General features: G+C 71.1%; 10 protein-coding genes. 6 read left to right on the top strand and 4 right to left on the bottom strand.

Annotated features, from left to right (window positions below):
- Positions 1 to 25 precede the first annotated feature (25 nt).
- Both ABZ990_RS22125 and ABZ990_RS22130 read left to right on the top strand, forming a co-directional pair.
- Complete coding sequence (locus tag ABZ990_RS22125; protein ID WP_361234089.1) at positions 26 to 1,666, top strand: amino acid permease; 1,641 nt, start codon at positions 26 to 28, stop codon at positions 1,664 to 1,666.
- Between the two features lie 229 nt (positions 1,667 to 1,895).
- Positions 1,896 to 2,540 carry a superoxide dismutase gene (locus ABZ990_RS22130; protein WP_361234092.1) on the top strand — a complete coding sequence of 215 codons (645 nt, stop codon included), beginning with the start codon at positions 1,896 to 1,898 and terminating at the stop codon, positions 2,538 to 2,540.
- 188 nt (positions 2,541 to 2,728) lie between these two features.
- Here the strand turns inward: ABZ990_RS22130 and ABZ990_RS22135 are convergent, their stop codons facing one another.
- Complete coding sequence (locus ABZ990_RS22135) at positions 2,729 to 3,364, bottom strand: DsbA family protein (protein ID WP_361234095.1); 636 nt, start codon at positions 3,362 to 3,364, stop codon at positions 2,729 to 2,731.
- 198 nt (positions 3,365 to 3,562) lie between these two features.
- Between ABZ990_RS22135 and pepN the strand changes: the two genes are divergently transcribed.
- The gene (pepN, locus tag ABZ990_RS22140) at positions 3,563 to 6,124 is read left to right on the top strand and encodes an aminopeptidase N (protein WP_361234098.1); all 2,562 of its coding nucleotides are present in this window, start codon (positions 3,563 to 3,565) and stop codon (positions 6,122 to 6,124) included.
- 223 nt (positions 6,125 to 6,347) lie between these two features.
- Positions 6,348 to 7,127, top strand: a complete 780-nt coding sequence (locus ABZ990_RS22145; RefSeq protein WP_361234185.1) for a hypothetical protein — start codon at positions 6,348 to 6,350, stop codon at positions 7,125 to 7,127.
- Positions 7,128 to 7,236: 109 nt separating this feature from the next.
- Here the strand turns inward: ABZ990_RS22145 and ABZ990_RS22150 are convergent, their stop codons facing one another.
- The 3 genes from ABZ990_RS22150 to ABZ990_RS22160 all read right to left on the bottom strand — a co-directional run bounded on the left by ABZ990_RS22150 (position 7,237) and on the right by ABZ990_RS22160 (position 9,956).
- Entirely contained in the window at positions 7,237 to 8,448 is a 1,212-nt protein-coding gene (locus tag ABZ990_RS22150; protein ID WP_361234101.1) for a serine hydrolase domain-containing protein, read from the bottom strand.
- A 137-nt stretch (positions 8,449 to 8,585) separates the two neighbouring features.
- Positions 8,586 to 9,053: an NUDIX domain-containing protein gene (locus ABZ990_RS22155; protein WP_361234103.1), complete on the bottom strand. Its 468-nt coding sequence runs from the start codon at positions 9,051 to 9,053 to the stop codon at positions 8,586 to 8,588.
- A 237-nt stretch (positions 9,054 to 9,290) separates the two neighbouring features.
- Entirely contained in the window at positions 9,291 to 9,956 is a 666-nt protein-coding gene (locus ABZ990_RS22160) for a hypothetical protein (RefSeq protein ID WP_361234106.1), read from the bottom strand.
- A 316-nt stretch (positions 9,957 to 10,272) separates the two neighbouring features.
- On the opposite strand from ABZ990_RS22160, the gene ABZ990_RS22165 reads away from it, so the two are divergent.
- Positions 10,273 to 10,806, top strand: a complete 534-nt coding sequence (locus tag ABZ990_RS22165; protein WP_361234109.1) for a hypothetical protein — start codon at positions 10,273 to 10,275, stop codon at positions 10,804 to 10,806.
- Positions 10,807 to 11,016: 210 nt separating this feature from the next.
- Positions 11,017 to 12,033 (top strand): aspartate-semialdehyde dehydrogenase, encoded by a 1,017-nt coding sequence (locus ABZ990_RS22170; RefSeq protein ID WP_361234112.1) that lies wholly within the window; start codon positions 11,017 to 11,019, stop codon positions 12,031 to 12,033.
- Positions 12,034 to 12,242: the final 209 nt, after the last annotated feature.

Below are 12,242 nucleotides of genomic sequence, written 5' to 3' on the forward strand. Positions count from 1 at the left end.
CTCGGCTAGTGAACAGAGTTCGCCCATGTCACGGAGCACCACCCCCGCACCGTCCGACGGCGGCAAGGACGGCGCCCCCGCCGCCCCCTCCGCCGCCGCCGTCGGAAGCTTGTCGCACGGCCTCAAGCAGCGTCACCTGTCGATGATCGCCCTCGGCGGCGTCATCGGCGCCGGCCTCTTCGTCGGCTCCGGCCAAGGCATCGCCAAGGCCGGCCCCTCGATCGTCCTCGCCTACGCCCTCTCCGGTGTGCTCGTCATGCTGGTCATGCGCATGCTCGGCGAGATGTCGGCCGCCAACCCGGCCTCCGGGTCCTTCTCCGTCCACGCCGAGCGCGCCTTCGGCCCGTGGGCGGGCTTCACCTCCGGCTGGGCCTTCTGGTTCCTGCTCTGCGTCGCCGTCGGCCTGGAGGGCCTCGGCGCGGCCGGCATCATGGTCGGCTGGTTCCCCGGCACCCCGGCGTGGGCCTGGGTGGCCCTCTTCATGCTGGTGTTCTGCGGCACCAACCTGGCGGCCGTGAAGAACTTCGGCGAGTTCGAGTTCTGGTTCGCCGCTCTGAAGATCGGCGCCATCGTCCTCTTCCTGGGCATCGGCGTGCTCGCCATCGTCGGCATCATCCCGGCCGACGAGGCCGCCAAGGCGGCCTCCGAGGCGGCCACGAGCAAGGCCGGCGGGGGCGGTGGCGGCTTCTTCCCGAACGGCGTCGACGGCCTGATCTTCGGTCTGCTCGCCTCGCTCTTCGCGTACGGCGGTCTGGAGACCGTCACCATCGCCGCCGCCGAGTCCGAGCACCCGGTGCAGGGCGTCGCCAAGGCCGTCCGTACGGCGATGTGGCGCATCGCGATCTTCTACATCGGCTCCATGGCCGTCATCGTCGCCATCATGCCGTGGAACGACCCGGCGGTCGCCGAGAAGGGCCCGTACGTCGCGACCCTCGACTACCTGGGCATCCCGGCCGCCGGCCAGATCATGAACGTGGTCGTCCTCGTCGCCCTGCTGTCCGCGATGAACGCCAACATCTACGGTGCCTCCCGGATGGCCTGCTCGCTGGTCGCCCGCCGCATGGGCCCGCAGGTCATGGGCCGCACCTTCGGCGGCGTGCCGCGCCTGGCCGTCCTCGCCTCCTGTGTGCTCGGCTTCGGCTGTGTGATGCTCAGCTTCTGGTCGCCGGACAAGGCGTTCATCTGGCTGCTGAACACCATCGGCGCGATCATCCTCGTCGTCTGGTTCTTCATCGGCGCCTCCCAGCTGGCCCTGCGCGGCCGCACCGAGCGCGAGACGCCGGAGAAGCTGGTCGTGAAGATGTGGCTGTTCCCCGGCCTCACCATCGCGGCGCTGGTCGGCATGGTGGTGGTCTTCATCCTGATGGCCATGGAGGCCGAGACCCGCGAGCAGCTCTACTACACCGGCGCGCTGACCATCCTCCTCGCGATCGTCGGCTTCATCATCCAGAAGAAGCGCGGCGACGAGACGGCCGCCGAGGCGGCCCTGCCCGGCGCGACCCCGGCGGAGCCGGCCGCGGCCGAGGAGAAGGCCGAGGGGAAGACCGAGAAGAAGGCCGAGGCCAAGGGCAAGACCGAGGCCAAGGCCACGGCCGAGAAGAAGGCCGCGTCCGGCGACAAGGCCGCGGGCGACGACAAGAAGCCCGTGACGGCCGAGAAGGCCTGACGGCTCCCGTAGCCCCGCAGTCCCGTAGAACACGCGTGATGCCCCGCCGAGCAGTGCTCGGCGGGGCATCGTGCTGTACGGGCCGGGGCGGGGCGTGTCGGGGCCCGCCGGACCGACACGACCTAGGACCAAGGACTGATCCACATCGACCGCACCTGCTGTTAGCCTGCACTTGCACATTGATTGCAATAAGCATTCAGCCAGTCAGTCGAAGGGTCGGACAGGACACATGGCCGTCTACACGCTTCCGGAGCTGCCGTACGACTACGCGGCGCTGGAGCCGGTGATCGATCCGCGGATCGTGGAGCTGCACCACGACAAGCACCACGCCGCCTACGTCAAGGGCGCGAACGACACGCTGGAACAGCTGGCGGAGGCCCGCGACAAGGGGCAGTGGGCGTCGCTCAACGGCCTGGAGAAGAACCTGGCCTTCCATCTCTCCGGCCACATCCTGCACTCGATCTACTGGAACAACATGAGCAGCCCGAAGGAGGGCGGCGGCGGCGAGCCGCTGGCCGCCGACGGGGTCGGCGAGCTCGCGGACGCCATCACCGAGTCCTTCGGCTCCTTCGCCGGCTTCAAGGCGCAGCTCACCAAGGCCGCCGCGACGACCCAGGGTTCCGGCTGGGGCGTCCTCGCCTACGAGCCGGTCAGCGGCCGGCTGATCGTCGAGCAGGTCTACGACCACCAGGGCAATGTGGGCCAGGGCTCGGTCCCGGTCCTGGTCTTCGACGCCTGGGAGCACGCCTTCTACCTCCAGTACAAGAACCAGAAGGTCGACTTCATCGAGGCCATGTGGGGGGTCGTCAACTGGCAGGACGTCGCCCGCCGTTACGAGACGGCCAAGGCGTCGGTCCCGCTGATCTCCTTCTGAGCCACACCCCCCGTCCGGCGCCCGGGCCAGGCGCCCGGGGCGGCAGCGTCCTGCTCGTGATCGTCTTTTCAACCGTCACCGGGCAGGCGGTGAGAAGAGGAACCCCCGTGATGACGTGAATCACGGGGGTTCCTCCGTAGGGGGAGGGCGGCCGGCCTCCCGGCGGCCGGCGCTTCCTCAGGCCGGTCCTACTCGAAGCTCGGCGCCGCCGTACGGGTGCGCTTGATCTCGTAGAAGCCCGGGGTCGACGCCACCAGCAGGGTGCCGTCCCACAGCCGGGCCGCCGCCTCGCCGCGCGGGGTCGGGGTGACGACGGGACCGAAGAAGGCGACCTCCTCGCCACCGGCGCCGGGCACCGAGATCACCGGGGTGCCGACCTCCTGGCCCACCTTGTCGATGCCCTCCTTGTGGGAGGCGCGCAGCTCCTGGTCGTACGTGTCCTTGTCGGCGTACTCCAGGAGTTCGGCCGGCAGGCCGACGTCTGCGAGGGCGCCCGCGATGGCCTCGCGCGTCGGGCCCTCGCCGTTGACGTGGAAGCGGGTGCCGAGCGCGGTGTAGAGCGGGCCGACGACCTCGTCGCCGTGCAGCTCGCGGGCGGCGATGACGACCCGCACCGGGGCCCACGCCTGGGTCTCCATCATCTCGCGGTACCGCGGCGGCATCTCGTCGAGGCGGTCCTCGTTGAGGACGGCGAGGCTCATGACCTTCCAGCGCACGTGGACCGGACGGACCTGCTCCACCTCCAGCATCCAGCGGGAGGTCAGCCAGGCCCAGGGGCACAGCGGGTCGAAGAAGAATTCCGCGGTGGTCACGTTCTCGGACATGCGTCTCCTCAAAGGAAAGGGCTTCGGCCTACGGTGGAGCGGGTCGAGCGAGTGGAGCGGGTCGAGCGGGTCGAGCGAGGTGGTCGATCTGACGGAACACCACGGCCCCCGGCCGCATTCCCCGGCGCCCGTCGCCCGGGGACACCCCGGCACATGGCAGGATCGGTGCTGTTTCGAACGCACGACGAAGGAGTGACCGTGCCCGGTGAGAACCTGACCCGCGACGAGGCCCACGAGCGGGCCGGGCTGGTGGCCGTCGACGGCTACGAGGTCGCCCTCGACCTGCGCTCGGCGGTCGGCGGGACCGAGCGGCCGGGCCGCACCTTCCGCTCGGTGACGACCCTCCGGTTCCGCCGTACGGGAGCGGGCGACGCCACCTTCGTCGACCTGGTCGCGCCCTCCGTGGACGCCGTCACGCTCAACGGCCGCGCCCTCGACCCGGCGGTCGTCTTCGACGGCAACCGGATCGCGCTCGACAGCCTCGCCGACGAGAACGTCCTGGTGGTCGACGCCCAGTGCGCCTACAGCCGTACCGGCGAGGGCATGCACCGCTTCGTCGACCCCGAGGACGGCGAGGTCTACCTCTACACGCAGTACGAGCCGGCCGACGCCCGCCGCGTCTTCGCCAACTTCGAGCAGCCCGACCTCAAGGCCCCGTACCGCTTCGAGGTGACCGCGCCCGAGGGCTGGACGGTGTGGTCCAACGGCGCGGGCGAGCAGGGCGCCGACGGGGTGTGGCGGTTCGCCGAGACGGCGCCGATCTCCACGTACATCACCTGTGTCGTGGCCGGCCCGTACCACCACGTCACCGACTCCTACACGCGCGTCCTGGGCGACGGCACCGAGCTGGAGATCCCGCTCGGCGCGATGTGCCGCAAGGGGCTCGCGAAGCACTTCGACGCGGACGACGTCTTCCTGGTCACCAAGCAGGGTCTCGACTTCTTCCACGAGAACTTCGACTTCCCGTACCCCTTCGGCAAGTACGACCAGGTCTTCGTCCCCGAGTACAACCTCGGCGCGATGGAGAACCCGGGCCTGGTCACCTTCACCGAGGAGTACGTCTACCGCGGCAAGGTGACGCGGGCGGCGTACGAGCGCCGGGCCAACGTGGTCCTGCACGAGATGGCCCACATGTGGTTCGGCGACCTGGTCACCATGGTGTGGTGGGACGACCTGTGGCTGAAGGAGTCGTTCGCCGACTTCATGGGCTCCTTCTCGCTCGCCGAGGCCACCCGTTTCACCGACAGCTGGGTGACCTTCGCCAACAACCGCAAGGCGTGGGCCTACCGGGCCGACCAGCTGCCGTCCACCCACCCGGTCACGGCCGACATCCGCGACCTGGAGGACGCCAAGCTCAACTTCGACGGCATCACGTACGCCAAGGGCGCCTCGGTGCTCAAGCAGCTGGTGGCCTACGCCGGACGGGACGCGTTCCTGGAGGGCTCGCGCCGCTACTTCAAGCGCCACGCGTACGGCAACACGCGCCTCGCCGACCTGCTGACCGTCCTGGAGGAGACCTCCGGCCGGGACATGAAGGCCTGGGCGAAGTCCTGGCTGCAGACCTCCGGCGTCAACACTCTGACCCCCGACGTCACCTATGACGCGGAGGGCCGGATCACCGAACTCGCCGTCCTCCAGGACGGCGGCGAGCCGCGCCCGCACCGCGCCGCCGTCGGCCTGTACCGGCTGACCGACGGGGATCTCGTCCGCTACGCGCGCGCGGAGGCGGACATCACCGGCGCCCGTACGGTGATCGCCGAGCTCGCCGGGGCCGAGCGCCCCGACCTCGTGCTGGTCAACGACGACGACCTCACCTACTGCAAGATCCGCTTCGACGAGGACTCGCTGGCCACCCTGCGCGGCCACCTCGGCGACATCACCGACCCGCTGGCCCGCGCGCTGTGCTGGTCGGCGCTGTGGAACCTGACCCGCGACGGTCTGATGCCGGCCCGCGACTTCGTGCGCGTGGCGCTGGACTTCGCGGGCCGCGAGACCGACATCGGCGTACTCCAGATGGTGCACGCCTGGGCGCGGTCGGCCGTCGTCCACTACGCGGCCCCCGCGTGGCGCGCCGAGGGCGGGCGGCTGCTCGCCGAGGGCGCGCTCGGCGAGCTGCGGATCGCGGCGCCGGGCAGCGAGCACCAGCTGACCTGGGCGCGCTTCTTCGCCGCCGTGGCCTCGTCGGACGCGGACTTCCAGCTCCTGGAGGGACTGCTCGACGGTACGGCCGTGATCGACGGTCTGGAGGTGGACCAGGAGCTGCGCTGGGCGTTCCTGGAGCCGCTGGCCACGCACGGGCGAGCCGACGAGGCGCGGATCGGCGCGGAGCTGACCCGCGACGACACCGCGACCGGCAAGCGGCACCAGGTGCGCTGCCTGGCCGCCCGCCCGTCCGAGGCGGTCAAGGCGCAGGCGTGGGCGCAGGTGGTGGAGTCCGACCAGCTGTCCAACGCCCTGGTGGGGGCGACGATCGGCGGCTTCGTCCAGCCGTCGCAGCGCGAGCTGATCGCGCCGTACGCGGAGAAGTACTTCGCGGCGATCGAGCGGATCTGGGCGGAGCGGTCCATCCAGATCGGCATGGACGTGGTGCGCGGTCTGTTCCCGGGGCTCCAGGACCGGCCGGAGACGCTGGCGGCGACGGACGCGTGGCTCGCGGAGCACGCGGACGCGGCGCCGGCGCTGCGCCGGCTCGTCCTGGAGGCGCGCGACGACCTGGCGCGGGCGCTGCGCGCGCAGGAGTGCGACCAGCGCGCGGTGTGAGCGCGCGCCCGGCGGAACCCCTGAGGTGAGGCGAGCGGCCCCGGTGGACGGACATCCACCGGGGCCGCCCTGTATCGGCATTCGAACGCCTATTCTTTAGGGAGGAGTTGTCCTGATTGGGCAACGAATAGGCAACAGCGGTTATCCCCTTGTCGTATGACGGAAGACCGTCGTCATGAACTACGACATCCCCACGGGCACGGAGACCGGAACGGAAACCGGCATGGACCGGTTCCGGGCGGCCGTCCGCCACGGCCGCGCCGAGGCGATGCTCACCGGGCTCGCCGCGCTGTCCCTGCACCGTCTCGCCACCGCTCCCCGGCCGGACCTGATCGAGCGGATCGACATCCTCGTCCCGCGCACCCGGCGACCGCGCTCCACCGACCGGGTCCGGGTGGTACGCACGGCCCGGCCGCCGCTGCCGGTCGAGATCGACGGGCTGCCGGTGGCCCCGGTGGAACGGGCCCTCGCCGACGCGGTGGCCCAGCCGGCGGACGCGGACACCGTCCGTCGCCTCCTCACCGAGGCGGTCGGCGGCGGACACTGCGAACCGGGCATGGTCGTCCGCGAGTTGAGCCGGGCCCGGCTGCTCGGCCGGCCGCAGGTGGCGGCCGCCGTGGACGTCCTGCTCACCGAGGGCCGGGCGCTCGCCGAACAGCGGCTGTACGCGATGGTGCGGCGCTGCGGGCTGCCGGACCCACTGTGGAACGTGGATCTGCGGCTGCCCGGCGGCCCGCACCTGGGCGCCCTGGACGCCTACTGGCCGGCCCAGGCGGTGGCGGTGGAGCTGGACACCCGGGCGGCCCGGCGCGACGAGGACACCCTGGACGCCGCGTACACGCGCAAGCGCGAGCATCTGGAGCGGCTGGGCGTCACCGTCGTCCGGCTCAGCCCCCGCGGGCTGCGCGAGGCGAGGGAGCAGCAGGCGACCGTGGTCCGTACGGCGCTGATGGCCGCGGCGGACCGGCCGCCGGCCGCCCATGTGGTCGTGCTGCCCCGCTGAGCGGCCGGCGGGGGCGGTCGGCGGGGGCGTCGGTCCCTTGGGGCGGCTTGGCGGACCGGCCGCCCGGCCCGCCGGGTGGGGCGACCGGCCCGGCGGGTGGGGCGGCCGGTCAGTTCCTCGGGCCGGCCAGGTCGGTCGCGCCCGTCTTGGCGGCGGTGGCGGACTTGGAGGGGTTCGCGGGCTTGGCGGGCTTGGCGGGCTTGTGGCAGAACTCGGCCTCGACGATCGCCTGGGAGTCGCCCGTCCAGTCGGCGTTGAGGTTCGCGGCGAGGGAGTGCTCGCCGTCGCGGGTGACCTGGGCCTCGGAGATGGACCCGTGGATGCCGCCGTTGTGCCCCCAGACCACGGTGCCGCAGCTGAGCGTCTGCCGGGCGAGGCCGAGGCCGTAACGGACGTTCGGCCCCAGGGTCGTGGCGACCGTGTCGGTCATCTCCCTCATCTCGGCGGGCGGCAGCAGCCGTCCCTTCAACAGGGCGCGGTAGAAGGTCTGGAGGTCGTTCGTGTCGGAGACGATCTCCCCGGCGCCCGCGGCGAGGCTCGGGTTGAGCTCGGTCACGTCGTACGTCGGTCCGGTGTCGGCGGTCAGCTTGGAGTACGCCGTGGAGTGCGGCCGAGGCATTCGGTGGTCGGTGCCGGGGGCCCGGGTGGCGCGCAGTCCGAGCGGTTCGATGATCCGCCGCTCGACCTCCTTCTCGTACGAGTGGCCGGTGGCCTTCTCGACGACCATGCCGGCGAGCACGAAGTTGGTGTTCGAGTAGTTCCAGGAAGAGCCGGGGGCGAAGTCCGGCTTGTGCCGCATCGCGACGGCGACGATCTGCTCGGGGGTCCAGGTGTCGTAACGGTGCTCCAGGAAGTCCGCACCGAAGACCTGCTTCTGGAAGGCGGGATCGACGGTGTAGTTGGAGATCCCGCTGGTGTGGTTGAGCAGTTGACGGAGCGTCACCTTGCGGCCGTCGTGGCCGTGGCCGCGCACCACGCCGGGCAGCCACTTCTCGACCGGGTCGTCGAGGTCGAGCCGGCCCTCGGCCTGGAGCTGGAGCAGCACGGTGGCGGTGAAGGTCTTGGTGATGGAGCCGACCCGGAACCGGTCGGCGGCCCCGCGCTCGCCCGCCGTACCGGCCCAGCGGCCCCGGTCGTCGCGGGCCGCCGCGACGGCGCCGGGCACCCCGTCCGCGACATTGACCTCCAGGGCCTGCCGGGTGACGGAGTGCCCGGCCGGGGCGGGCGCCGCCGCCAGGGCGGGGACGGCGAGCGCGGTGGTGGCGAGACCCGCCGCGAGGGCGGCGGCGACGGCGGTACGGAGGACGCGGACGGCTTGCATACGGGCTCCCGTGGTCGTGTACGGACCGCGATCACGGTGCGACCGGGGCCGGCCGGACGATGATCGACGGTTCTTGGTGGGACAGGACCGCGGGAGGGTGCGCCGGGTTGAGACCGTTCGGGACGGTTGAGCCGTTTTCAGCCGTCCGCCGGGTCGGCGGACGGGGAGCGGCCGAGCGGCGGCCGGTCGCGCCAGAGCCGGAGGCCCACGTCGACGAGCGGGAGCCGGTCGAGACCGGGCAGCGTGTCGAGCGGATGCCAGGCGGCGAGGTCGGTGGAACCGTTGCTCTCGGCGCGCAGCTCGCCGCCGGTGATCCGGGCCTCGTAGACGATGCGCAGCCCCTGCCAGTCCCCGACGGCCCCGAGGCGGCGCGGCCAGGTGCGGCGGATGGAGTCGATGCCGAGCAGGGTGGTGGGCTCGGCCGCGTACCCGGTCTCCTCCTCGACCTCGCGGACGACCGCTTCGACCGGATCCTCGCCGTGCTCCAGGCCCCCGCCGGGGAGCGTCCACTGCCGGACGCCGTGCGGCGCCACCCAGCGGGCCAGGAGTATCGCCCCGTCCCGCACGCACACGGCGTAGGCCGCCACCCGCAACTCGGTTCGCATCCACCGAGGTTAGAGCCCTCGCCCGGCCGGTGGGGAGTGATCGGGAAGCTGTGTGGTCCGGGCGGTGCCACCCGCCGGACGGATTGGGAATCCCGCTCTCCAGAAGCGGGAGGATGTCTCGCGTGGTGATTCCGTGGGGCACGGTGTCGTGGCGGCTCGCGGGTGCCGGTCCGTCGCGGCGGCCGGCTCCTGACGGCCCTTGGGAACCGGCCGCTCCCGCGCCCCGTGGGACATCCGCTAGAGGATCAGCTTGCCCACGATGTCCGCGTTGGTCTCCACATGCTCCACGTTGGTCAGCCCCCTCGTATCCCATCCCACGTTGATCGTGTAGCCGATGTTCACCGGCTTCGCGTTCTCGGTCATGTCGACGATCACGCTCTTGGCGATCGCGGTCTCCTTGACCAAGGAATTCGAGAGGTCCGTGTTCGCGAACGTGAGAAGCACGATGTTCATCGGCTTCATGACCACGGTGGTCTGCCCATGGAGCGGGAAGGCGGCGATAGGCAGCATCTCCCCGTTGACATTCGTCTGCGAGACACCCGTGGTGTACAGCTTGGTCGCCTCGCTCTTCACGGAAATGCTGCCCGCCACGGCGTTGGTGGTGCTGAGAGACACACTGCCTTTCGCCGAGACGGTCATGACCTGGCCCAGCTTGATGTCCCGCTTGGTCGATGTCTTGATGACACCGCTGGGGATCTCGTGGCCTGTGGCGATGAAGGTGCCGTAACTCTCCTGCCAGTCCACGGTCACGGTTTCCAGGAGGTCGCTGGTCCCGAACCACACCACAGGACGGCCGTTCGTCGCGCCGCCGGCGCTCACGGCCTTGAAGCCGTAGAGCGACCAGTTCCCTTCACTGAACTGCTTCTGGGTCTCAGGCGTGAGTTCGATGTTGATCTCGGGCATCTACGGTCTCCCTCTCACTTCGGGCGAGGACTGTCGCTCCGGTTCGCGGGGGCAACCCTAGAAACTTCGAGATCACGCCATGCGGATTGAATCGTTCATCTCATCGGCGTTTCTCCCGGATTGCCCCTGAAGGCCTAAGCGGGTGCCTCACCCCCGAGGCCGGAGGTCTCACCCGGCGGTGCGGGTTGGCCGGATCTCCGCCCCGGAAGATCAGATTCTCCTCAGGGCTCGGGCGATTCCCCTCCTCACGCCTTCCGGCTGCCTAGCGTTTCCCTTGTCCGGCGCCTTCGGAGCCGGGAAACGGGAGGGGATGTCCATGGCCGTGGCCATATCCGTGTCCAGGGGAGTCAAGGGCGGGAGAGCGGGCTCCCGCACCAGGGCCGCCGCGCTCGCGGGCACGGCGGCGCTGCTGCTGCTCGTGACCGGATGCACCAGTGCCGGGGGCGGGGCCGCTGCGGCATCCCCCTCCTCGACGGCACCTTCCTCGGCACCCGCGCCGGCGGCGACAGGCACGCGAGCCCCCGGCGACGCCTCGGCAGCCGTCGTCCACGCCCTTGAGCCGAGGGGCAAGAAGGCCCTCCTCCGCGTCGGACCGCGCACCGGGAGCGCCGAACTGGCCGTGGCCAAGAAGCCCGGCGCGGAGCCCCTGGCCGTCGAGGCCGCGTGCCAGGGCAGGGGAAAGATGACCGTACGGCTCTCCCCCACCTGGACCGAGTTCCAGGAGGACTGCGTCGAAGGCAAGGTCACCGTGACGCGCAACGAGATGCATACGGCGACCGCCCCGGACCTGGACACCGTACGGATCACCGCGCCGCCGACCGTGCGCTGGGCGCTGCTGGTGGAGCAGTGACCGGCCCGCACTCCCCCGTCGACCGGGCCCGACCGGCCCCGACCTGGGCCGATTCCGCCCGCCGCGGCCCCACCGCCGTCCACCACCGCCCCGCCGCGCCGGAGCCGTCCGCTCCTTGGACAATGGATTGGACAAGCGATACGGGGACATACGCATGATGGAAAAGCGGCATCACCCGCATCACCTGCACATCCCTACGGAGGAGTCCCCGTGAAGGTCGGAATCGTCGGAGCCACCGGTCAGGTCGGCACAGTCATGCGCAGGATTCTGGCCGAGCGCGACTTCCCGCTGGACGAGCTGCGGCTCTTCGCCTCCGCGCGCTCCGCCGGTACGGTCCTGGACGGCGTCACCGTCGAGGACGCGTCCACCGCCGACTACACCGGTCTCGACATCGTGCTGTTCTCGGCCGGCGGCGCCACCTCCAAGGCGCTCGCCGAGAAGGTCGCCTCGCAGGGCGCCGTCGTGATCGACAACTCCTCCGCCTGGCGCCGCGACCCCGAGGTCCCGCTGGTGGTGTCCGAGGTCAACCCGCACGCGATCAAGGACCGCCCCAAGGGCATCATCGCCAACCCGAACTGCACCACCATGGCAGCCATGCCGGTGCTCAAGCCGCTGCACCAGGAGGCGGAGCTGACCACCCTGGTCGCCACCACCTACCAGGCCGTCTCCGGCTCCGGTCTGGCCGGTGTCGCCGAGCTGGACGGCCAGGTCAAGGCCGTCGCCGACCGCGCGACCGAGCTGACCCACGACGGCGAGGCCGTGGCCTTCCCGGAGCCCGGCGTCTACCGCCGCCCGATCGCGTTCAACGTACTGCCGCTCGCCGGCAGCCTCGTCGACGACGGCTCGCACGAGACCGACGAGGAGCAGAAGCTCCGCAACGAGTCCCGCAAGATCCTGGAGATCCCGGAGCTCAAGGTCTCCGGCACCTGCGTCCGCGTCCCGGTTTTCTCCGGCCACTCGCTCCAGATCAACGCGTCCTTCGCGCGCCCGATCGGCGTCGAGCGCGCCTACGAGCTGCTGAAGGACGCCGAGGGCGTCGAGCTGTCCGAGATCCCGACCCCGCTCCAGGCGGCCGGCAAGGACGCCTCGTACGTGGGCCGTATCCGGGTCGACGAGACCGTCGAGCACGGTCTCGCGCTCTTCGTGTCCAACGACAACCTGCGCAAGGGCGCGGCGCTCAACGCCGTGCAGATCGCGGAGCTGGTCGCGGCCGAGCTGAAGGGCTGACCCCGGCACACGCGTACGGAAGGGCGGTCACCCCGGTGGGGTGGCCGCCCTTCGCGCTGCCCGCCGTTCCTCCGTACCCACCCGCCGTTCCCTCCGTACGCGCCCCGGGCCTCGCCCCCGCACGCGCCCGCCGCCTCGCCCGCGTACGCCCGCGCGCATCCGTTGTTCGCCCTGGGAAATGTTCCGTGCGCCCCCGGTCGGCACCGTGG

This window comes from Streptomyces sp. NPDC046203 (assembly GCF_040646255.1).
Taxonomy (GTDB): domain Bacteria; phylum Actinomycetota; class Actinomycetes; order Streptomycetales; family Streptomycetaceae; genus Streptomyces.

Coding starts and splice junctions, on each gene's coding strand:
- ABZ990_RS22125 (WP_361234089.1), top strand. CDS start 26: ATGTCACGGAGCACCACCCCCGCACCGTCCGACGGCGGCAAGGACGGC.
- ABZ990_RS22130 (WP_361234092.1), top strand. CDS start 1,896: ATGGCCGTCTACACGCTTCCGGAGCTGCCGTACGACTACGCGGCGCTG.
- ABZ990_RS22135 (WP_361234095.1), bottom strand. CDS start 3,364: ATGTCCGAGAACGTGACCACCGCGGAATTCTTCTTCGACCCGCTGTGC.
- ABZ990_RS22145 (WP_361234185.1), top strand. CDS start 6,348: ATGGACCGGTTCCGGGCGGCCGTCCGCCACGGCCGCGCCGAGGCGATG.
- ABZ990_RS22150 (WP_361234101.1), bottom strand. CDS start 8,448: ATGCAAGCCGTCCGCGTCCTCCGTACCGCCGTCGCCGCCGCCCTCGCG.
- ABZ990_RS22155 (WP_361234103.1), bottom strand. CDS start 9,053: ATGCGAACCGAGTTGCGGGTGGCGGCCTACGCCGTGTGCGTGCGGGAC.
- ABZ990_RS22160 (WP_361234106.1), bottom strand. CDS start 9,956: ATGCCCGAGATCAACATCGAACTCACGCCTGAGACCCAGAAGCAGTTC.
- ABZ990_RS22165 (WP_361234109.1), top strand. CDS start 10,273: ATGGCCGTGGCCATATCCGTGTCCAGGGGAGTCAAGGGCGGGAGAGCG.